The organism is Danxiaibacter flavus (assembly GCF_041060425.1).
GTDB lineage: Bacteria > Bacteroidota > Bacteroidia > Chitinophagales > Chitinophagaceae > Danxiaibacter > Danxiaibacter flavus.
The window spans coordinates 33430-57650 of sequence record NZ_JAULBC010000004.1 but is presented as its reverse complement, the minus strand read 5'-3'; the positions used below and the strand labels follow the sequence as shown (position 1 = coordinate 57650).

The 24221-nt window shown below is 41.4% G+C and carries 14 protein-coding genes; 8 read left to right on the top strand and 6 right to left on the bottom strand.

Annotated elements, in window-relative coordinates:
* Positions 1 to 90: 90 nt before the first annotated feature.
* Positions 91 to 1464 (bottom strand): DNA repair protein RadA, encoded by a 1374-nt coding sequence (radA, locus tag QTN47_RS12985; protein WP_369329816.1) that lies wholly within the window; start codon positions 1462 to 1464, stop codon positions 91 to 93.
* Between the two features lie 452 nt (positions 1465 to 1916).
* Between radA and QTN47_RS12980 the strand changes: the two genes are divergently transcribed.
* Positions 1917 to 2603 carry a zinc metallopeptidase gene (locus QTN47_RS12980; protein WP_369329815.1) on the top strand — a complete coding sequence of 229 codons (687 nt, stop codon included), beginning with the start codon at positions 1917 to 1919 and terminating at the stop codon, positions 2601 to 2603.
* A 172-nt stretch (positions 2604 to 2775) separates the two neighbouring features.
* On the opposite strand, the gene uvrC is transcribed toward QTN47_RS12980, so the two are convergent.
* The 4 genes from uvrC to QTN47_RS12960 form a co-directional block, all read right to left on the bottom strand.
* Complete coding sequence (uvrC, locus tag QTN47_RS12975) at positions 2776 to 4587, bottom strand: excinuclease ABC subunit UvrC (protein ID WP_369329814.1); 1812 nt, start codon at positions 4585 to 4587, stop codon at positions 2776 to 2778.
* Between the two features lie 87 nt (positions 4588 to 4674).
* A complete protein-coding gene (locus QTN47_RS12970) occupies positions 4675 to 5253 on the bottom strand; it encodes a hypothetical protein (RefSeq protein WP_369329813.1) in 579 nt (192 codons plus the stop codon).
* 113 nt (positions 5254 to 5366) lie between these two features.
* A complete protein-coding gene (locus QTN47_RS12965; RefSeq protein WP_369329812.1) occupies positions 5367 to 6785 on the bottom strand; it encodes an outer membrane beta-barrel protein in 1419 nt (472 codons plus the stop codon).
* A gap of 15 nt (positions 6786 to 6800) precedes the next feature.
* On the bottom strand, positions 6801 to 7379 hold the full coding sequence (locus QTN47_RS12960) for an RNA polymerase sigma factor (RefSeq protein ID WP_369329811.1): 579 nt from the start codon (positions 7377 to 7379) through the stop codon (positions 6801 to 6803).
* 148 nt (positions 7380 to 7527) lie between these two features.
* Between QTN47_RS12960 and QTN47_RS12955 the strand changes: the two genes are divergently transcribed.
* The 7 genes from QTN47_RS12955 (at position 7528) to QTN47_RS12925 (ending at position 22718) form a co-directional block, all read left to right on the top strand.
* Complete coding sequence (locus tag QTN47_RS12955) at positions 7528 to 9942, top strand: TonB-dependent receptor (protein ID WP_369329810.1); 2415 nt, start codon at positions 7528 to 7530, stop codon at positions 9940 to 9942.
* Positions 9939 to 10064, top strand: coding sequence for a hypothetical protein (locus QTN47_RS12950; protein WP_369329809.1), 126 nt, complete (start codon positions 9939 to 9941; stop codon positions 10062 to 10064). The genes QTN47_RS12955 and QTN47_RS12950 overlap by 4 nt, the downstream gene beginning before the upstream one ends.
* A 276-nt stretch (positions 10065 to 10340) precedes the next feature.
* Complete coding sequence (locus tag QTN47_RS12945; RefSeq protein WP_369329808.1) at positions 10341 to 11237, top strand: sugar phosphate isomerase/epimerase family protein; 897 nt, start codon at positions 10341 to 10343, stop codon at positions 11235 to 11237.
* A 219-nt stretch (positions 11238 to 11456) separates the two neighbouring features.
* Entirely contained in the window at positions 11457 to 14414 is a 2958-nt protein-coding gene (locus tag QTN47_RS12940; protein WP_369329807.1) for a SusC/RagA family TonB-linked outer membrane protein, read from the top strand.
* 13 nt (positions 14415 to 14427) lie between these two features.
* Positions 14428 to 15948 (top strand): RagB/SusD family nutrient uptake outer membrane protein, encoded by a 1521-nt coding sequence (locus QTN47_RS12935; protein ID WP_369329806.1) that lies wholly within the window; start codon positions 14428 to 14430, stop codon positions 15946 to 15948.
* A 63-nt stretch (positions 15949 to 16011) separates the two neighbouring features.
* Positions 16012 to 19377, top strand: coding sequence for an FG-GAP-like repeat-containing protein (locus tag QTN47_RS12930; RefSeq protein WP_369329805.1), 3366 nt, complete (start codon positions 16012 to 16014; stop codon positions 19375 to 19377).
* A gap of 17 nt (positions 19378 to 19394) precedes the next feature.
* Positions 19395 to 22718 (top strand): VCBS repeat-containing protein, encoded by a 3324-nt coding sequence (locus tag QTN47_RS12925; protein WP_369329804.1) that lies wholly within the window; start codon positions 19395 to 19397, stop codon positions 22716 to 22718.
* Between the two features lie 188 nt (positions 22719 to 22906).
* On the opposite strand, the gene QTN47_RS12920 is transcribed toward QTN47_RS12925, so the two are convergent.
* Positions 22907 to 23833 (bottom strand): GyrI-like domain-containing protein, encoded by a 927-nt coding sequence (locus QTN47_RS12920; RefSeq protein WP_369329803.1) that lies wholly within the window; start codon positions 23831 to 23833, stop codon positions 22907 to 22909.
* Between the last annotated feature and the right edge of the window lie 388 nt (positions 23834 to 24221).

The window sequence follows — 24221 nt, the reverse complement described above, 5'->3', positions numbered from 1 at the left end:
CAGCTATCAGCTGCTAAAGTAACTATGTAAGGTACTGTTTTTTTAATTTTAGCCAGCCAGCACCTTTCACTATTGACCATTCACTATTCACTAAAACAAATACCGGTACACTTCATCCACACGTCCCAGCGCAAGCACTTCAATTTTAAGCTTGGCATGGTCAAGTCCTTTCTTGTTATAACGTGAGACGATGATTTTTTCGAAGCCCAGTTTCTCTGCTTCTGCAATGCGTTGTTCTATGCGATTAACGGCGCGGATTTCTCCGTTAAGTCCAACCTCTCCGGCAAAGCAAATATGTGCTGGTAATGGCACATCCTCATAAGAAGAAAGCAATGCGCAAATAACGGCAAGATCAATGCTCGGGTCTTCCACTTTTATGCCTCCGGCAATGTTCAGGAACACATCCTTCATACCGAAATGAAAGCCTCCCCTTTTTTCCAGCACAGCGAGCAGCAGTTGCAGTCTGCGAAGATCAAAACCATTTACGGTGCGTTGCGGTGTTCCATAAACGCTTTGCGTTACCAGTGCCTGTATTTCTATCAGCAAAGGTCTTAAACCTTCCATAGTTGCAGCGATGGCGCTACCACTCAGTTGTTCTTCCTTTTGTGTGAGTAGTATCTCTGAAGGATTTAATACCGGTCGCATTCCGTCGCCTGTCATTTCATAAATGCCAAGTTCAGATGTGCTTCCGAAACGGTTCTTCAACGTCCGGAGTATTCTATACGTGTAATGCCTGTCGCCTTCAAACTGAAGTACAGTGTCAACCATGTGCTCCAGAATCTTTGGTCCTGCTATACTGCCGTCTTTAGTAATATGGCCGATCAGGAATACCGGCGTGTTTGTTTCCTTTGCAAACCGCTGCAACTCTGCTGCACACTCCCTTATCTGCGAAACACTGCCGGGTGATGATTCTATAAATTCTGATTGTAGCGTTTGTATAGAGTCGATGATTACAAGATCCGGTTTTAGCTTTTTAATCTCTTTAAAAATGATATTGGTTTGTGCCTCGGTAAGCAGATAAAAATTTTCATTTTGAATTCTTAATCTGTCCGCACGCATTTTAATCTGCTGCTCGCTTTCTTCGCCGCTTACATAAAGGGTGGTTACGTTCTTTAGTTGAAGTGCATTCTGTAGAAACAATGTACTCTTACCAATACCGGGCTCACCGCCTACCAGTACAATGCTTCCTGGAACTATACCGCCACCAAGCACACGGTTTAATTCAGCATCGCCGGTAATCAGCCGGTTTTCTTCGGTAGTTGCAATGTCATGTAATGAAACGATGCGTGGTTTGGTTGGATTGGTGCTATATTCTTTCCATTCATTTGGTGCTTTGCCATTGCTTTTTTCAAGCACTTCTTCCACAAATGTGTTCCATTGATTACACGAGGGACACTTACCGAGCCACTTAGGACTTTCGTAACCACAATTGCTACAGAAGAAAGCTTTTTTTACTTTACTCATGCGGTAAAGATAGAAGAGTTATGCGTTGAAATTTTATGCAAAAGATCAGTTCCATTTTTAGTGCGAATAAATCTTCGCGAAGAACAATAACGAGGTGAGATTTGTTGACAGTTTTGATGAAAGTACCTGATTTTTTAAGTGAGTTTTGTGGTAGTTAAAAGAGAAACTTCCGGACAGTAAAAAGGCCGGTATGGCTACCGACCTTTTACTTACTAACCCATTAAATTCTGCCACTAAATTACAATAATGAGGCACATTTCAAAATTAATTTTTACCCTTGTTGATAACTTTCAACCCCTAAAATAGCCGGTTAATACTGACATTTTGCCCAAATTGTAATATTTCATAAATTTATTATGTCATTATGACCTTTGGAAGCGTACGCGAGGTACAATAAGTCATTGTTTCTGAGTTGGTTAATTATTTGTAGACTATCTTTTAAATAAGAAAAAATGAACTCAATTTTCCTTGTTTCCCTTCTTTTTGTGGGTATTAGTATGCTGGTTTCGATGGTGCTCAAAAGCAAGTTTGCGCACTACAGTCAGGAGCCACTTTCGAGCGGTTTGACAGGGCGGCAAGTGGCTGAAAAAATGCTTCGGGATAACAACATTTATGATGTAACAGTAACCTCTGTTGAGGGACATCTTACAGACCATTATAATCCGCTGGACAAGACCGTTAATCTTAGCCCTGAAGTTTACCAGGGAAGCAGTATTGCGGCAGCTGCTGTTGCAGCCCATGAGTGCGGGCATGCGGTTCAACACGCAACCGCTTACCGTTGGTTGACAATGCGTAGCAAACTGGTACCTATTGTTCAGTTCAGCAGTAATATTGTGCAGTGGGTTTTGCTGGGCGGGATTTTGATGATTAAAGTATTTCCTGCCTTGTTATTAATTGGAATTTTCCTTTTTGCAATGACAACCATTTTCTCGCTGATTACGTTGCCTGTAGAATTTGATGCCAGCAACAGGGCCCTGGTTTGGTTAAACAGCACCAATATAACCCGCGGGCAAGAGCATGATAAAGCAAAAGACGCCCTGAAATGGGCCGCCATGACCTATGTTGTTGCCGCATTGGCCAGCCTGGTTACCCTGGTACAGTATATTTTCATTTTCCTGGGAAACAGAAACAGAAACTAAGGAGCTATCAGCTATTAGCTATCAGCTGTGAGCTGATAAATACAGGCCGGCTTGAGTTTCATAAGCCTGTTGCAGTCGAGTACTTCGTAAATCGTACTTCGTACTTAGGTGCAGGTTGATTTTGATAAAGTACATTACACATCGTACATCTAAAATCGTACATCTTACATGGCTATTTCTGTTTTTCTGCAAAATAATTCACCACAATATCCGCTTTTGATTTGCCTATTACCTGGGCGATTTCATCAGCGGATTTTGTTTTTATATTGCCTACAGACTTAAAATGCTGTAGCAATTGCGTCGCTGTTTGCTGGCCTATTCCTTTAATGCTTTCCAACTCGTTTACAAACGTGCCTTTTGATCGTTTCTGGCGATGGAACGTAATGCCAAAGCGGTGCACTTCATCCCTTATTCTCCGCACCAGCTTCAGGCTCTCACTGTCCCAGGGCAACTTAATAGATTGTTGATCACCCGGAAAAAATATTTCCTCTTCATTTTTCGCCAGCCCAACAACGGTCATCTTGCCCACCAGGTCCAGTTCTCTTATGCTTTCCATTGCAGCACCTAATTGTCCCTTCCCTCCATCTATAATGACCAGTTGCGGAAGTGACGTTTCTTCGTCCTTTAAACGCTTATACCTGCGGTAAACAACTTCCTTCATGGTAGCGAAGTCATTGATGCCCTCAACGGTCTTTACATTATAATGTCTGTAGTCCTTTTTACTCGGAACTCCATCTCTGAAGCAAACCATTGCTGAAACGGGAAAACTGCCCTGGAAGTTGGAATTATCAAAGCACTCAATATGAACAGGCGCTTCTCTAAGATGCAATGCTTCCTGTAGCTGGTAAAGCACTTTTTTCTTTTCCATATCACTCTTGCCTTCCAGCGCGAGTATTTTCTTCTTGCGCAGTTCTTCTTTAAAGTAGTTTACATTCTTTTGGGACAGCTCGAGCAGCTTCTTTTTATCGCCACCTTTGGGAACTGTTACGGTAACCGTTTCTTCGGGGTAATCTATTTCGAATGGCAGTACAATTTCTCTTGCAAGGCTATTAAATGTCTCGCGCAGGTTGCCGACTGCAAACTCCAATACTTCGTTCTCCGTTTCTTCCAGCTTTGTTTCCAGTTCAATGGTATGAGTTTGGACAATCGTTCCGTTTTCTACCATCAGGTAGTTTACATATGCCGTTTCATCTTCCTTCAAAATAGAAAAAACATCCAGCGTTCCAATATGCCTGCTTACAATGATTGATTTTGCCTGGTAGCTTTCCAGGTAATCGATCTTTTTTCTTACTTGCTCTGCTTTTTCAAACTGAAGATTCATCGCATGTTCCTGCATTTGCGCCTTGAGCTTTTCAAATACGGGTGAGAGGTTTCCTTTCAACATCTGTCGAACCTCTTGCAATGCTTCTGCGTAATCCTCCTCCGACTGTAAACCCTCACACGGGCCTTTGCAATTTCCCAAATGATACTCCAGGCAAACTTTGAACTTACCTCTTTGTATGGCTTCTTTGGTTAAATTCAATTTGCAGGTTCTTAACGGAATAAACTGGCGGATGAAGCCGATCAATTCGCGCACTTTTCCTGCGGAAGTAAACGGCCCCAGGTACTCGGAGCCATCATTGATCTTTCTCCTGGTGAGAAAGATCCGTGGAAAAGGTTCTTTTTTGATGACGATAAAGGGATAAGATTTATCGTCTTTCAGGTTGATGTTGTATTTGGGTTGAAATTGTTTGATGAGTGAATTTTCCAAAAGGAAAGCATCCTGCTCTGAACCTACAATGGTAAATTCGATATGATGAACGCGCTGAACCAGTTCATGCGTCTTATAACCTGAGAAAGTTTTATTGAAGTACGAGCTTACCCGTTTGCGAAGGCTTTTGGCCTTCCCAACGTATATAAGATCCCCTTTTGAATCAAAATATTTGTAAATACCCGGCTGTACCGGAATTTTATGTGCTATTTGTTGAAATTCTGCAGATGTCATAATTACACTAATTGACAATTGAAAATTGATAATTGAAAATGAAGCCGGCGGCGGAGTTCTTAATTGTCAATTTTCAACTTTCAATTTTCAATTTTTTTTATTCCATATTACGGTATTTTTTTCAGATTGTTCCTTTCCTCCCGGAAGCTGGATCAGCCTGTTTATGTAAAAGCTTTCATTTGCTTTCCATCCCATTTTATCTATTATCACGGTGTCGCCTTTATTGCTCAATTTGCTTACAAATATTCGCTTTACCCTTTGGCTCTCGTTGTTTAGCAGCACGTCAATACTCTGAACCGGCAATCGCTTATTTATGCTCCTGTAACTTAACGTAATGCTGTTTGTTGTAAGATCGTTAAAGACATTTTCCTCGTAATATTTCTTTACCGAAGTATCATTTATATCAAAGGCGGTGAACATGCTTGCCAGGCTATCAAAAGTCCGTTTTGAAATGGGTGTGGAATCACGCCTGCCATCTTTCTCTGCAATCCTGTAAAGAAAATAAGGCGTACTGTCTACATCCTTTTTGTCTTCTGTAAAAAACTGGCGGATGGGATAAAAAACAGTTGAATCGTTGTTGATAATTTTAGCGCCCTCTTCCGGAGTGTTTTTTGAATTGCAGGAAAATAAAACCAATAGTGTCGCGACGGCAACAATTTTTTTCATCAAACGAAATTAGGTAATTGACAATTGAAAATGGAGAATTGAAAATTGTGGCTGCTAACGCCTTATTGCACACACCAAACCTGATACCTGACACCTAATGCCTGATACCTTACCTACTTCAGCCTCTTGCTAAATCCAACCTTGATGCCGTAATCAAACAAGTGTTCCTTGATCGGGTAATTCTTGATGTAAGTTGGCAGTACCTGGTAACGGAACTGCGGGCCTATTTGCCACCTGTATTTTCCTGATTGGAAACTTACATAAGTTTCTATAGAGGAATTGAAATTCCATTTTCTCATCAGGTCGGTTCCGTCCGCATAATTTTTCAGATCGGTGCTGAGAAGGAATGGTTCTTTGTCAAAAGTATAAGTTGGTTGAATGGAAGCCGCCACGTTCCATGCTACTTTACCAGAACCTGAACGAAGGATCCTGTAATCAGCGCCAATTGGCAACGACAACTCGTAAGTTTTATTCTGTATGGTTGTAACTGAAGTACTTCCGGCAGGAGTAGTGCTGTAGGAAGAGGTTGTTCTGTACACATTGTCGTATCCCAGGCCGACTGAAGTTTGCTGAGTCGGAACATTATATGCTTCAATATTATATTGTCTGGCGTTAAACTGAAGCCCGGATTTGATCATAAACCTTTTGCTCAGATTGTAACCAACGCCAAGGCCTATTTCTATACCCATGGCCGGTTTTTGTTTTACCGCGCTGTTCGCGTCAAGTGACGTATTTGCCAATGGCGTGTTGTTAAGGTAACTTGAATTGATTCTCTGTGATTTATCATCAATTAAAGTGCGGTAGCTTGAAGAAGGTGTTATATAAAATTGTAAAGCCAGGCGCTGTAAGAATGAATATTGCTTCATGCTGGACGCCTTGGGTTTTGACAATGTAAATTCTATCGGAAGCGGAGCATGATTGGAAAGTTGTTCATCTGCTATAGCCTGATTGGTTAAAGGCGATGTTAACGCCAGCAAATTTGCCGGGTTATTTATGATAATAGCCTGAGATAATTCTGTAACATCAACGTTATTCAGTTTGGCGAGTGTTACTTCGTCATTTTTTAAATCAGGTTTTGCAACTGTCTTTTTATCTGAAACGGCTGAAAGGTTTGCTTCATCCACTTTCGCAACCAGGTCGCCGGCAGGGTTTTCCTGTTGAACCTGCTGACCGTTCAGCTTGTTTTTTACCGCAGCTATTGTCTTTTCAGTTACAGTATTGGGTAAAATGCGTTCTTCGATAGTTTGGTAGCCATCGCCTGATTTTTCAGGCGCCGGTTGTTGCGCTTTTGCATGCGTCCGGGCATATAGTTCGACGTTTTGAAGTCTTTTTTCAGGCTTTACAAGAAGTGTTCCGGCAACGAGAAGAGCAATAACAGCAATAGCAGTAAATGTAAGAGCGGGCCACCGGCTTTTGCCATGCAGTTCTTCCTGAATGTTCCTCCAAATCTGGTCGGCAGCATACATCCGATGCTGATTCACCTGCTTTTGAAGAAAACTTTCAAAATCATCATTATGTAATGGGCTCCTCATTACGTTTAGTCCTGGTTATTTTTTAAACACAACATGCAGTGCCAGATCTGCTTCCGGCTTTTCCAATATTTTCTTCTTTATCAGAATGGCTTCCAGCATGGCTTTTGCCCTGGTATATTGGCTTCTGCTTGTACTTTCTTCTATTTCCAACATTTCTGCGATTTCTTTGTGACTGTACCCTTCAATAGCATAAAGGTTTAAGACTGTTTTATATCCAACGGGTAAAAGTCTTATGCATTCAACCACCTGCTTCGCCTGCATTAGTGAAGGAATGGTTTCTTCCTTTACCTGCAGATAGGTGGCGTAAGCCAGATCAACGTTCTCATTAAATTTCTTGTATTTTTTTAAAAAATTGATACAAGTATGAACGATGACTTTCCTAACCCAACCCTCAAAAGCTCCTTTATTCTGAAATGTATTTATTTGGGTAAAAACCTTAATGAAACCCTCCTGAAGCATGTCTTCGGCGTCTTCCCGGTTCTGCGCGTACCTGTAACAAACCGATAGCATTTTAGGACTGTACCTGTTGTACAGCTCCCTTTGTGCTGTGGGATCGTTCTGGAGACAACCGTAAATGAGTGCTTCTTCGGTCATAAGGTATTTGAAGTACCCATAAATTTAGACAAAAAAATTAATGCAATGCTGCATGAATCGACAAATGTTTACAATGAATTAATTTTTGCAACATTGTTGAAAAAAATAATAAACCCCTATATTTGCAACATTGTAACAAAAAATGAATATGCTACGACTTTCAATCTTTTTTGCCACGTTGCTTTTAGGAGTATATGCAACGGCGCAAAAGGCTAACCGCTCTACTGCAACCACTGAAAAATCTTATTTATCGGGTACTGTAAGGGATGAAACTTCAGGCAAGCCTTTACCTCAGGCAAGTATTATTATTCATGATGCAAACGCCGGTGCTATTGCCAACAATAACGGTGAGTTTAAAACAACAGGTGTTAAAGAAGGCAAATACCTTGTAGAGATATCTTACCAGGGCTATACGAGTATATTGGAAACGGTAATTATTAAAGGCAATACGGAAAAAAATTATACGCTAAAGCCGGCAATTGTTGAGCAGGAGGCTGTAACGGTAACCGGCGTGGCCTCTGCCATCCGTTTACGGTTATCTCCGCAGCCGGTAAGCGTGTTAAGGCAAAATGATTTATTGCATGTATCATCTACAAATGTAATGGAAGGTTTAAGTAAGGCCGTTCCGGGCGTTTCTGTGGTAACTACCGGTCCGGCTATTGCCAAGCCCTTTATCCGCGGCCTTGGGTATAACAGAGTTGTAGTAATAAATGATGGCGTAAGACAGGAAGGCCAACAATGGGGTGATGAGCATGGTATTGAAATAGATGATTACAATGTTCAGAAAATAGAAGTGCTCAAAGGGCCGGCTTCTATGATGTACGGAAGCGATGCTATTGCAGGCGTAATTAACATTCAAAGCCAGGTGCCGGCGCCCGAAGGAACAATAAAAGGAAACGTTTTGGCCGAATATCAAACCAATAGTGCCCTGCGTGGATTTAACGGTAACATTGGCGGTACAAAAAATGGCTTTAGCTGGAATGCTTATGGCACATATAAAGCTTCTCACGACTACAAAAACCAATATGACGGTTATGTATTCAATTCAAAATTTGCCGAACATAATTTTGGTGCGATGGCTGGCTATGCCGGAAGGTGGGGCTTTACGAGGTTGTATGTCAGCGACTTTAATTTAAAGGCAGGAATGGTGGAAGGTGATCGGGACTCCGCTACCGGAAAGTTTATTAAAGCAGTAAGCGGAGGAGAAGAAATTGCAACTGACAATGATTTTAAAAGCATTACCCCCTTAATTCCTTACCAGCACATCGGGCATTTCAAAGTAACGGCTGACAATAGTTTTAACATCGGCAAAAATAAACTGGACGTAACACTGGGCTACCAGCGCAATCAACGCCGCGAGTTTGGCAACATAGATGCGGTGGATGTGCCAAATGCCTATTTTGATCTGAAAACAATTACTTATGCCGCGCGCTATCATTTAACCGGTAAAAAAGAATGGAAGACAAGCTTTGGTATAACGGGAATGTCGCAAACCAACACCAACAGGGCAGAAGAAGTAATAATACCTGATTATTCATTGTTTGATATTGGAGGGTTTATCTATACACAATATTATAAGAATGGATTGCAGTTAAGTGGTGGTCTGCGTGTAGATAACAGGCATGCAGAAGGGAAACAAATGCTGGTTGACAATGAACAGAAATTTGCTCCGTTTGAAAAGAATTTTGCCAACGTTTCTGGAAGTGCCGGCCTGAGCTATGAAGTATCCAAACTAGTTACGTTGAAGCTGAATGTGGCTCGTGGTTTCCGTGCTCCCAATTTTGCAGAATTAGCCAGCAACGGTGCGCACGAAGGCACCAATCGTTATGAAGTTGGCGAGAAGAATCTTTCTTCTGAAGTTAGTTTCCAGGTTGATGGCGGAGTTGATATTAATACGGAACACGTTTCCATTAATGCAAGCTTATTCTACAATAACATCAGCAATTACATCTTTTATCAGAAAGTATTGAATGGCGCAGGCCAGGATTCAATCATTGTTGATAGCGAAACAGGTGCCTTATTAAATGTATTTCGTTTTTCTCAGCATGATGCATATTTATATGGTGGAGAAGCAACCATCGATATCCATCCGCACCCGTTGGACTGGCTCCATTTTGAAAACAGCTTTTCTTATACGAGGGCACAATTTAAAGAGGCACTTGACGGATCTTCCAACGTGCCAATGATTCCTGCCGCAAGATTATTTTCCGAGCTTAGAGGTAATTTTCTTACCAAGGGAAAATCCATCAAAAACTTTTATGTAAGCCTGCAAAGCGATTACAATTTTAAGCAAAGCCATCCCTTTACAGGGTATAATACGGAAACTGCTACAAGCGATTACTGGTTGATAAATGCAGGCATCGGAGCTGATATTGCGAGCAAGGGCAGGACGCTATTCTCGATAAACATTGCAGGCAACAACCTTGGAGATATAGCTTATCAAAACCATCTCAGCAGATTGAAATACACCGCAGAAAACAATGTAACAGGCCGCACAGGCGTATTTAATATGGGCCGCAATTTTACTTTTAAGGTAAGCGTACCCTTAAACTTCAACAATTGAAAATTGAAAATTCCTGCCCGACTGACGTCATTCAGGCGGGGACAATTGAAAATGAGGGTGAATGGGTGAATGTGCGAATGAGTAAATGTGCGAATGTGCAGATGGGTGAAATTGAAAATTGAAAATTGAAAATGAGGGAGAATGCGTGAATGTGCAGATGAGTAAATGTGCAGGTGTGCAAATGGCAAATGTGCAGATATCTGATAGAATGTGGGTATTTAAACGAGATAATGAGTGAAATAAGACTCGCTCCGTTCATTTTCAATTTTCAATTGTCAATTCTCAATTCTTAGGCATTCGCACATTCGCACATTTGCACACCCGCACATTTGCACACCCGCACATTCGCACATTTCCATTAAATTGCTTCCTATTTAATTACTCAAACATCTAACATCATGAAAAAAATTGCTTGTGCATGCCTCGGCATCGTTTGTGCGATGATGCTAACGCAGTGTAACAATCCTTCTTCTCAAACTGGCGGAAGCGATTCTACAGCAACTTCAAAAGACAGTACTACAGCTTCTTCCGGTTCAACTGCAGGTTTTAAGATTGGGATCCAGATGTGGACATTCAGATTGTTCTCATTTGAAGAAGCGCTGGCTAAAGTTGACAGCGCCGGTGTTAAACATATTGAAGCTTTTGTGGGTATGCCGCTTGTAAAAGGTGGAAGCGCCAAATTTGGTTGGGACATGACAGATGCTGATAAAGCCAAAGTAAAAGGTTGGTTGGATTCAAAAGGAATCAACATTGTTGCAATGGGTGTTATTTCACCAAAAGATGTTGCTGAATGGAAAAAAGCTTTCGACCTCGCTAAATATTTCGGGCTAAGCTATATTACTGCTGAACCTAAAAAGGACCAATGGGGTGCAGTTGACAGCCTGGCTGGTGCTTACGGTATTAAAGTAGCCATTCATGATCATCCAAAACCAAATGCTTACTGGCATCCTGATTCTGTGCTGGCTGCTATCCAGGGACATCCAAATATTGGATCTTGTGCTGATATCGGTCACTGGTCCCGCAATGGCCTGGATCCGGTTGATTGCTTAAAGAAATTAGATGGTCACATTTATGGCGTGCACCTGAAAGACATCGTTGCATTTGATAAAACTGATGCAGCAGACACAGTAGTTGGAAAAGGTGTTATTAAGTTCGACCCGGTTTTCCAGGAATTAAAACGCCAGAATTTCAATGGAATGATGTCTATTGAACATGAGTCAAACTGGGAGCATAATCTGCCTGATGTTATCGAAACAGTTAAGTTTTATAATGATCATGTTGCAGCTTTGAAATAACGACCTGCATCAATTTTTTACAAGAAGCCATCCACCAGTTTTAGTGGGTGGTTTTTTTGTGCCCGCTATGCAAAGGATTGCATAAAAAACTCAATAATTTTCGCCTGAAATTCACCCCGTTTAAGTGTTTTTTAATTAGTTATTCAGGAAAAAAAAGTGTTATTTGTGTACTAATTACACATGTTTTTTGTGTGATACTTCAAGACTAAAACTGCATCTATGTTTGCCAAATTACAACTTAAAGCCTTACTGCTTTACTGCTTCGTACTCATGACGCAGGTTGTTTTAGCCCAATCAAAAACGGTAACCGGAAAAGTAACAGATGACAAGGGCGCGCCCGTTGTTGGTGCATCTGTTCTTGTTAAGGGAACCAAGGTGGGTACAACAACAGACGCTCAGGGGAGCTTCAAACTCTCAGCGCCTGCATCCGCGTCTTCTGTGGAAATTTCATTCGTTGGTTTTGCTGCTCAAACTGTCAGCATTCCAGCAACGGGAGACATTACAGTTTCCCTTGCGCCTGACAACACTACGTTAACCGATGTGGTTGTTGTGGGATATGGTACCGCCCGTAAAAAAGATCTTACAGGATCTGTTGGATCGGTTACTGAAAAGAACTTTAATAAGGGTGTTTTTACAGCTCCCGACCAGTTAATTCAAGGCAAGGTTGCCGGTGTACAGGTACTTGGTAACAGTGGTCAGCCTGGCGCGGCTACAACAGTACGCATTCGCGGTAACTCTGCAGTTACCGGAACCGGCCAGCCGCTTTATGTTATTGACGGCGTTCCTTTGGATGGAAGGTCCGCCCGTCCCGCTGTTAACGCACAGAATATAGGTAACACACCCGTTACAAACCCGCTTAACTTCATCAACACAAATGACATCGCATCCATCGACGTTTTAAAAGATGCATCTGCCACAGCGATATACGGTTCGCGTGCTGCCTATGGTGTGGTAATGGTTACCACAAAAAAGGGTGAATCAGGTCCTCCCAAATTATATGTTTCTGCAAGCACCGGCTTTAGCAAGTTGCTGAAGAAAATTGACGTGCTGAATGCAGATGAATATCGCGGAGCATTAAAATCCTACGGTCTGAACTATGGTGACTATGGTTCAAGTGTAGACGCCATGGACGCGATCACACGAACTGCGTGGAATCAGAATTTCACGGTAGGAGCAAGTGGAGGCAATGAAAACGCCCGTTATCGTGTAACCCTGGGCTATCAAAATCAGGACGGTATTTTAAGAAAGTCTGGACTTAAAAAATATTCCGCAAATCTTAACAGCGGATTTAAATTTCTGAATAACAAAAGACTCGGTGTTGACATAAATATATTGGTTAACCAAATTAATGAAACCATCGCCCCTGTTTCAAATGATGCAGGTGCCACCGGTAGCCTCATCGGCCATGCCTTACAATGGAATCCTACCCAGGCGTTAAAAATCGGAGATTCTTTAAACATTCTTGCTGGCGATATCGTCAATCCGCTGGGTATGTCTGAAGCTTATAATGATCACTCAGTTGTAAACACGGTGCTGGCAAGTATTTCTCCTTATTACAAAATCACCAACGATTTAGAATATCGTATCCTGGCGAGCGCTAACTACAGTTCAGGTGTAAGAAGAACATCCATTCAATCCTGGATAAATTTGAATGATGTGAAAGGCAAAGGCTGGGCAGGATATGCAAACAATGAATTGCTTACCAAGCAATTTACACAAACACTGAGCTATAATAAAAAGATTAGTTCTTCGTTTAATCTTAATGCTGTGATCGGTTATGAATACCAAAGCTTTTCCAATAAAGGCGCCAGCATTACAGCGTCAGGCTTCCAGAGTTATCCAGGTTTAGATTACACCGATTATCTGCAAGGTTCAAATCCTGGAAACAGAAATATAAGTTCATTTAATGATCCTGTAACTGAATTGAAATCGTACTTCGGAAGAGTGACTTTGAATTGGAAAGATCGTTTCATTGTTACCGGAACACTTCGTTCAGATGGATCAACAAAATTTGGTGGCGATAATAAAACGGGATATTTTCCATCATTTGCCGGAGCATGGAATATTACCAATGAAGATTTCTTAAAAGGAAACAGTTTTGTTAACCTTTTAAAATTAAGAGTTGGTTGGGGTAAAACCGGTAACCAGGAATTTCCATCAGGTGCTTCGCAAAAAACGTACAATATTACCTCTGGTGGTTTGTCACAAGCACAAAATGCTAACTCAAGTCTAAAATGGCAGTCAGACAGACAAACCAATATTGGTGTTGATTTCGGGTTGCTTAAGAATAGAATATATGGTACCGTTGATTACTTTGATAAGCTTACAACTGACCTGTTATTTCCAACTGACGCGGTTCAGCCAGCACCTCCCGGAACAGTTGTTACCTGGAGAAACATTGACGGAAACGTTTCCAATAAAGGTGTAGAGGCGACTGTAAATGGAGACATTATCAGCAATAAAAATTTACTTTGGACATTGGGTGTTAATGCAACATTTATAAAGAATGTAGTAAACGGTCTTGCTGCACCAATCAGTACCGGTAGCTTAAGCGGTCAGGGCTTGTCCGAGACAAGGGTAGAGCAAATGGCTAACGGCCACCCAATGAATGTTTTCTATACAAGACATTATCTTGGATTGGATAAAGACGGCCAGGCAATGTATGAAGACAATGGTAACACATTTTATTACGTAGGTAGTCCAATTCCAACTACAATTTTGGGTCTCAGCACATCAGTTAACTACAAGAAGTTTGCGCTTATCGTAAATATGAACGGTGCGTTTGGTCATAAGATCTATAACAATACTATCAACGCATATTTACCGGCGCCAAACCTGGGATCAAGAAATATAGAGAAATCGATAATTACGACAACTCCTAAAGAATCATTGTCCAACCCGATTACTTCGTCTTCAAGATATATTGAAGACGGTAACTACATGAAGTTAGCCAACGTTACACTTTCTTATAACCTGGGCAATCTCGGAAAATCTCTTAAAAACGCTACAATATATGTAACCGGACAAAATTTGGCGGTGTTTACAAAGTACAAAGGATTTGATCCGGAAGTTAACACAGATAAAACCTACAACAACGTGCCTTCTGCGGGTATAGAATACACGCCGTATCCTTCATCAAGGACGTTTAATGTGGGTATAAATTTTTCTCTTCAATAATAAATTTTGAAAAATGAAACTGAAAGTTCTTACATATATACTTGCGTCAACCTGTTGTATTTCTTCGTGCACGAAGCTGGATGAAACACTTCACTCAACGGTATCAACTGGTGGTATAGGCAGCAACAATGTTGATGCTCTTTTGAAAGGCGCATATAATGCGATGCGGGTTCCATATCAGCAACAAGACGGTGTTTGGGCATTACAGGAACACTCTACAGACGAGTGTCTTGGACCAACACGCGGTGGCGACTGGGATGATAACGGTATCTGGCGCGTGCTTCATGCGCACAAATGGACGGCCGATCACGCTTATGTTAATAACACTTTTAATAACTTAGGTGGCGTTGTATTTTCGTCTACCGATTTGTTGCAATACAGCCCGTCGGCAAGCCAGGCGGCTCAGGCTCGTTTCCTTAGAGCTTTTGCCATGTTCGATATATTGGATATTTGGAACCAGGTTCCTTACCGTGATCCTGGTGAAAGTACCGTTGGGGCATCACGCGTACGTAAAGGCTCGGAGGCGCTGGATTATATAATGAGTGAGTTAAATGCTATTATTAAAGATTTGCCAGATGGGCCTCCTGCTAACCAGGCAAATAAGGATGCTGCACGTGTGTTATTAATGAAATGTTATTTGAATAAAGGCGTAATTGCTAATAGAGCAGCGCCAACTTTTGATAACGCAGATATGGCCCAGGTAATCACTTTGGCTGATCAAATCATAACCAGTGGCAGGTACAAGTTCAGCACTGATTACTTTGACAACTTTGCACCTGATAACGACACTAAGTCTACCGAAAATATCTTTACTGCAAACAACGTAGGTGGTGCTGAAGGTGGCGACGTTCGTTCCCGTTGGTATATGGGTTTACACTATAATCAAAATCCAAGTGGATGGAATGGCTTTACCACACTATCTGATTTTTATAACAAATTTGATGCTGCTGATAAACGCAGAGGTGAAAGCTACCCAGGTATGACTGATAAATCTGGTATTAAAGCTGGATTTTTGATTGGTCAGCAATATGATCAGACAGGTAAGGCGCTTACAGATAGAAAAGGACACCCGCTTGCTTTTACAGCAGCAGTAAAAATTAAAGAAACGGATCCTAATACGTTGGAATTTACAGGTATTCGGGTAATGAAATATACGATAGACTATGCGTCAAGCGATGGTACATTTGCAAACAACGACTACGTATTTTATCGTTATTCCGATGTATTGCTGATGAAAGCTGAAGCAATGTTAAGATCTGGAAATGCAGCAGGTGGTCTCACACTTGTAAACCAGGTTAGAGCTGCCAGAAATGTTACGCCTTTTGCATCATTAACTTTGGACAATCTGCTGGATGAATTAGGACGTGAATTTTACTTTGAGTGCCACCGCAGAACTGATCTGATCCGTTTCGGCAAGTTCCTTGATCCATGGCAGGAAAAAGATGGCACAGATGATCCAAAATACCTGATCTATCCAATTCCAAACAGGCAATTGGCGGTAAATCCAAACCTGGAACAGAACCCGGGCTACTAATATTTTTAAATTTTAATAAAGTAAAAAGGCCATTTATCAAATGGCCTTTTTATATTGCTGTGTATGAAGTTTTACAAGATTGCATTGTGTGTGCCTTTGTGTTTTCTGCTGTTCATATCCTGCAGCACAAAAAAGGAGGAGCCTGCTTTGTTTGAGCTGATGAAGACTACCGGTATTAATTTCTCCAACGATATTCACAACACCAAAGACTTCAATATTTTCAGCTATCGCAACTTCTATAACGGCGGCGGTGCTGCAATTGGTGATATTAATAATGATGGCCTTGCAGATGTATTTTTTACAGCCAACATGGGCAGCAATAAATTGTATCTGAATAAGGGCAACTGGCAGTTTGACGATATTACAGATAAAGCGGGCCTGGGCGGATCTGAAAAGTGGAGCACAGGCGTTGTATTGGCCGATGTAAACAATGATGGCTGGCTGGATATTTATGTTTGTAATGCCGGTTACCTGAACGGAAAGGCTCCTGAAAACAAATTATACATCAATAACCACAATCTCACATTTACTGAGAGCGCCGCAGCTTATGGATTAACAAATCATGGCGGGTATGCCACGCACGCGGCCTTTTTTGATTATGATCTCGATGGCGATCTTGATTGCTTTATCATCAACAATAGCTTTATTCCTGTTAACACATTAAACTATGCCAATAAAAGAGATTTGCGTGCCGCAGACTGGCCTGTCGCAGATTTTTTAAAAGGAGGTGGTGACAAGTTGCTTCGTAACGATAATGGCAAGTTTACAGATGTAAGCAAAGAGGCTGGCATTTATGGAAGCCTTATCAGCTTTGGTTTGGGGGTAACAGTGGGTGATGTAAATGGCGATGGATATCCGGATGTGTATGTTTCTAATGATTTTTTTGAGCGGGATTATCTCTATATCAACCAAAAGAACGGAACCTTTAAGGATGAGCTGGAACAATGGGTACAACATACTAGTCTTGCATCCATGGGCGCCGACATGGGCGATATTAATAACGATGGATATCCCGACATTTTTGTTACGGATATGCTGCCCGATGATGAATACAGGCTTAAAACAACTACCTCTTTTGAGAATATTGATGTTTATCGCCTGAAAGAAAAATCAGGTTTTTACGAACAGTTTCAGCAGAACACGTTGCAACTGAACAACAAGAATGGCAAGTTTTCTGAAATTGGCTTTTATAGTGGCGTTGCCGCATCTGACTGGAGTTGGGGCGGTTTAATGTTTGATGCAGATAACGATGGCAATAATGATATATATGTGTGCAACGGCATTAATCGTGATCTGACAGATCAGGACTTTATTGATTTTTTTGCGAACAATGTGGTTCAGCGAATGGTAATGACAGGAGAGAAAGAAGATGTGGACGATATTATCAGTAAAATGCCAAGTCATCCGCTCGTTAATAAAGCATTTAGAAACAACGGTAATCTGAAATTTACAGATGCGGCCAAACAATGGGGCTTTACTGAACCTTCATTTTCCAATGGAGCTGCGTATGGAGATCTGGATAATGACGGCGATCTTGACATCGTCATCAATAATGTAAATCAGAAAGCGTTTATATATCAGAATAAGGCTCGTCAGCAGAGTAAGAATAATTATATCGGGGTGAGTTTGAAAGGCAAGGGAACCAATACTTATGCGGTAGGCAGCAAGGTAAAGATCTATGCAGGAGGGCAGATCATGTCGAGAGAGCTGATACCAAGCAGGGGCTTTCAGTCTTCAGTAGATTATAAAATGATTGCTGGCCTGGGCGCAGTTGATAAGGTTGACTCAGTGGTTATACGCTGGCCGGATCTTACCGCAACTACAATCGCACATCCTGAGATAAATAAAGTACTTGTTGTTGATCAAAAGACTGTCTCTGCGCAGATGATAGCTGTTAAAACAGTTACGCAGGAATCGCCGCTACTTGCCACTTCCTCGCAACATTTTGAGAAACACAAGGAAGATGATTATATAGACTATTACAACGAAAGAAATATACCCCGAATGCTATCCCAGGAAGGGCCGAAGGCTGCAGTTGGCGATGTGAACGGCGACGGACGTGAGGATGTGTATATATGTGGTGCAGCCGGACAGGCTGGACAGTTGTATCTGCAAACTAACGATGGTGGCTTTGTGCTGAAGAAGCAGCCTGCCTTTGAGAAGTACGCAGATATGGAGGACGTTGCTGCACTTTTCTTTGATTGCGATAATGATGGTGACCTTGATTTGTTTGTTGGGGCTGGCGGAAACAATGCACCAGGAAGCAGTGGCAAAATGCAAAGCCATTTATACAGGAACGATGGCAAGGGAAATTTTGAAGTTGATGTAAATGCAATACCGGCCAGCCGCTCAAATACAGCCGTAGTAGTTGCCAGTGATTTTGATAACGACGGTGATCTTGATTTATTTGTCGGCGGTAGAAGTGAACCTATGAACTATGGTATTTCACCTGCAAGCTATTTGTATGTAAATGATGGTAAGGGAAGATTTACTGATATTGCCGCTTCCAAAAATCCCGATATTGCCAGGATTGGAATGGTTACCGGCGCTGTATGGTCCGATGTAAACGGCGATAAACAAAAGGACCTGATTATTGTGGGTGAATGGATGACACCAAGAATATTTTCTTTTGCCAATGGCAAATTCAATGAAATAAAAACAAATCTCGACAGCTTATACGGTTGGTGGCAAAGCATTAGTACTGCTGATATTGATGGCGATGGAGACGAGGATCTGATCCTTGGAAACATGGGTGACAATTTTTATCTGCGTCCCAATGCAAACAAGCCTGTTAAGCTTTGGATGAATGATTATGATCTCAATGGGGCGTTAGATAAGATCATCACTCACACCGTGAACGGCAAGGATATGCCGGTATTTCTCAAAAGAGAAATCGTTGATCAGCTGCCTTCACTCAAGAAGGAGAATCTTAAACATGAAACATTCGCCAGCAAATCGATACAAGAGTTGTTTCCTTCTAACCTTGTCGAAAAAAGCCTTGTGAAAACATTTAATTATACGCCATCAATTATTGCTGTTAATGAAGGCAATGGAAAATTCTCTATAAAGAGAATGCCTGATGAGGTGCAATTCTCAAGCGTGAATGCAATTGCCTGTACAGATCTCAACAATGACGGATATATTGATATTATAGCAGGCGGTAATATCTTCGATTTCCCTCCGCAACTCTGCAGGCTTGATGCAAGCTTTGGAAGTGTATTGCTAAATGATGGTAAGGGCAATTTTACTGCCATTGGTAAAGATAAAAGTGGCCTTGAAACAAGAGGCCAGGTAAGAGATATTCGCCTGATAAAAAGCGGAACAGGAACCGGTATTCTTGTTTTACAAAACAATGAATATCCGTTGTTGTATAAAAGCAACGGCCTTAAAAAAGATATTGTTAAGAAAGATACCAGAACGAAAGATTAACCCAGCAGCATACCAATATGATGAGTCCGTTAAAAAAATATATAACTGCGTGTGTTCTGGTTGTGCTTGTGGCTACAGCTTGCAGCCGGTCAGAGAAGCATCCGGTGATGTTCACCTTGTTAACGGTCGACAGCACCGGGTTAAATTTTGTGAACAAGCTTACACCAACGGATAGTTTTAACATGTTTAAGTACATGTACTTTTATAACGGTGCAGGCATTGGCGCTGCTGATTTTAATAATGATGGCTTGATCGATCTGTTCTTTGCCTCCAATCAGCAGCAAAATAAATTGTACCTCAACACGGGCGGCATGCATTTTAAGGATGTTACCAAAGAAGCCGGAATTCCGGATGATAAACAATGGAGTACTGGCGTATCTGTTGTTGACATTAACAACGATGGCCTGATGGATTTATATGTTTGTCGTGTAGGAAATTTTGAAAACCTGCATGGAGCCAATCAACTGTTGATATGCCAGGGAATAAAAAATGGTGTGCCGCTTTATAAAGATGAAGCTGTCGCATATGGTCTTAATTTCTCCGGCTTTAGCACGCAGGCTGCTTTCTTTGATTACGATATGGATGGAGATCTTGACATGTTTTTGCTGAACCACTCGGTTCATCAGAATGGAACATTTGCTGAAAGAAAACTTTTCCTGGGTACATACAATGAACTTTCTGGCGACAGGTTGTACAGAAATGATAAAGGCAAGTTTACCGATGTTACAAAAACAGTTGGCATCAACAGTTCTGCAATAGGTTACGGACTGGGCATTTGTGTAGCTGATATAAACCTGGATGGTTATCCGGATCTGTACATTGGCAACGACTTTCATGAAAATGATTATCTCTACATCAATCAACACAACGGAACATTCAAAGAAGAACTGAATGATCACATAATGCATACCAGCCAGTTCTCAATGGGCGTAGATGTGGCGGATGCTGATAATGATGCCTATCCTGAAATTATTTCAATGGACATGTTGCCTTCAGATCCCTATATCCTTAAACGCTCATTGGGAGAAGATGAATACAATGTATTCAACATGAAAATAAATGCGGGCTACAATTATCAGTATACGCGGAATAACCTGCAATGGAACAGGCGCAACGGAATGTTCAGCGAAACAGGCCTGTACTCCGGAGTATCTGCCACAGACTGGAGTTGGGCGCCACTGTGGATGGATTTTGACAACGATGGTTTGAAAGATCTTTTTATAAGCAATGGTATTCCAAAGAGATTGAATGATATAGATTATGTGAATTATGTATCTAACGGTGAGGTGCAGGAAAAGATTAAGGCCAATCGCATCGACCAAAAAGAAATGGCGCTGGTAAACAAATTTCCTGAAATCAAATTGCCCAACCGTTTTTACAAGAACATGGGTGATATGCAGTTCAAAGACATGGGCGAGAATATTGCCAGGGATCTGCCCACATTTTCCAATGGTGCTATCTATGCTGATCTGGATAACGATGGAGACCTTGACGTAGTGGTAAACAATGTTGATGATGCGGCCATGGTGTACCGCAATGCGAGCAATGATACTGCAAAAAATAATTATGCGGAGATAACACTCAAAGGTGATTCGACAAATATTCATGCAGTAGGAGCAAGGGTTGTTGTTTTCACAAAAAACAAACAGGTGAGGACTTATGAGAAATATCCTGCACGTGGTTTTTTATCGAGCATGGATATTCCTGTTCACATTGGACTAAGTAATACGGTTGTTGATTCCGCAGTGCTTATCTGGCCAGACAACAGTTTTCAGCAAATTAACCTTCAGCAGCCAAAACAAGCAGTAATTTATAAGAAAGGCCTGCCAAAATTTGATTTTCAGGTACTCACAAAGAGATGGCCCAGTCAACTGAATTCTATTGATGATATAACACAAAGTACTGGGCTCTTATACAAGCACCAGGAAAACAATTTTGTAGAGTTTGATCGCGAGCCGCTGATTCCGCATATGGTATCCAAAGAAGGGCCCGCGCTGGCTATCGCAGATATTAATCATGACGGTTTGGATGATGTGTTTATCGGCTCTGCAAAACGTTTTAAGAGTGCAATATTCCTGCAGACAAAAGAAGGGAAATTTATTCAACAAGTGCAGCCTGCAATTGAGCAGGATAGTATGTATGAAGATGTGGATGCGTGTTGGGTGGATGTAAACAACGATCATCATCCGGACCTTGTTGTAGCGAGTGGTGGCAATGAATATTATGGAAAAGATGAACGCATGCAACCACGCGTGTACCTGAATGATGGTAAAGGAAATCTTACAAAAGAGCAACATGCTTTTGATGGCATTTATCTTACTGCATCTTGCGTGGCTCCTTACGATTTTGATGGAGATGGCAAAATGGATCTGTTTATTGGTGCAAGATGTGTTCCGTGGGAATACGGTCAAAGTCCTGTTTCATATCTGTTGAAGAACGATGGTACCGGGCGGTTTAAAGATGTAACAAAGACTTATGGGGAATCTATTCAAAATGCCGGTTTGGTAACCAGTGCGCTTTGGATTGATATTGACAAAAATGGTAGTAAAGATCTTGTTGTTACACAGGAATGGGGAGAGATCGTTGCTTTCATGAACAATAAAGGCAGTTTTACTAAACAAGAATTGACTACAAAAAAAGGGTGGTGGAATTTTGTTTTGCCGTGCGACATAGATAACGATGGAGATCTTGATTTTATAGCCGGAAATCTAGGCCTCAACAGCAGGCTGAAAGCATCGCCGGAGCAGCCGGTAAGATTATACTACAACGACTTTGATGGCAACGGAAAAAAAGAGCAGGTGCTTACTTACTATCTCAACGGTAAAGAAATTCCGTTTGCAACAAAGGACGAATTACAAAGGCAGATGCCGGTTCTCAAAAAGAAATTCTTGTACGCAGAAGATTTTGCAAAAGCCACGCTTGCCGAATTATTCGACAAGGAAAAGTTAGATGACGCTGACAAACTTACTGCCGACTACTTTTCAAATGCAGTACTCCTTAACAAAGGAAACGGCGTTTTTGAAACGAAGGCACTTCCCTGGCAGGCCCAGTTGTCACCTTATAAAGATGCCATTGTAGTAAATGCCAACAATGACACCCTGCCTGATATTTTTATTGCAGGAAACTTCTACGAAAACAATATAGAAATGGGCCGTTACGATGCAGATTATGGAACTATTCTTGTAAACAAAGGCAATGGCGCATTTGAATGCCAAAGCGTAAACGGCTTAAACATTAAAGGACAGGTTAGAAAAATAAGACAAATCAATATTGCCGGTAAACAGGCGATGGTTCTGGTGAGAAATAATGATAGTGCGATGGTGTTAAAAAGTCAAAATTAAAAATTCAAAAGTCAAAAAAGTTTCGACGCGCCATGTGTTTCCAATGCTGACCAGGGGTGGGAAAGTCAAATAAGTCAAAATTAAAAAATCAAAATTCAAAAAGATTTCGGACGTGCAGTGTGTTCCCAATGTTGATCATAGATCAAAGAGGAAGTTTTTACTTTTTACTTTTAAATTTTGACTTCCCTTTACAGTACCGGATAGTAAATCTTCGTAACCCATTTACTCGTATCACTCACCGCGCTTCGGTCTGTGACAAGCGACTCAAATGGAATAGCCGGTGAAGTTTTTTGATTGTCCAGCACATAGGTTTTCAGCATGTCCATTGCATGGCTGACGGTATACCGGCCACCTTTAATTTCAGCAACGAGTATGTTGCCCTTTACCATTTCTTTAAAAAATATTGTGCCGTTGCCCTTAATTTCTTTGTCTACGGGTATCGCCACTTTAACTGTGTAGGTCGCTGAGTCTTCATGAAGCACATGTAGCATAGGAGGGTTGGTTTCTTTGCCGGCTTGCTGCTTTATATACGTCTGAAGCTGGCTGATAAGTGCATATACATCAGCGGTGGCGGGGTAGGCAGGCAATGTTTTTTGTGTAGAAACCAGAAATGTATCCCGGACAATGATCTGTTCGATCTTCATGCCATAAACATTTTCCGGCTTTTCCAGGAATGTTTTAAGGTTACTCAGAATGTCATCTATACTTTGCTTTAGCTCGTTGGCTTTTAAATAATGTATTATTCTGCTGAACGGATTTTTGTATTCACCGGTTTCACTCTGCCAGGTTACCGTAGCTGCATTTTTTCCGGAAGAAAGAACGTTTACAACGCTGCTGATAAATTTTCCGTTATGTTGAATTACAATTGCCGCGCTGTTATAATAACCTGCTCTTAAGGCGTAAGAATCATTCCTATATGTAAAAGACGAATCTTTCTTTTCTCCGGGCCACCATTTGTTCCATTGCGTATTATCGAAAAGAAATCTTTTGGTAGCCGCTTCGGTACATTGTATGGTTAACTGATTGGTGATAACCAGCCTTGAAGGAATTATAAAATAAAAAGCGATCAACATCAATACTATCACAACAGCAAAGCTTATTAACCATTTTTTCATGCAACCTTATTTTTAGCGCGTAATCAACAAATTGCTAATGTACTTGTTGAAACGGTTATTACAAAAAGAAACAATAGCATTGCGCTTTCGGCAAACCTCTGTATGTGTCCTACACCTTTGCGTACTTTCTCCCAAATGCGTTTATGGCTGCAAGGTGTAGGACACATGTACGCGTTTTTGCTCATTCTCCAAACCTGGCTATGTGTCCTACACCTTTGCGTACTTTTTCCCAAATGCGTTTATAGCTGCAAGGTGTAGGACACATGTACGCGTTTTTGCTCATTCTCCAAACCTGGCCACGTGTCCTACACCTTTGCGTACTTTCTCCCAAATGCGTTTATGGCTGCAAGGTGTAGGACACATGTACGCGTTTTTGCTCATTCTCCAA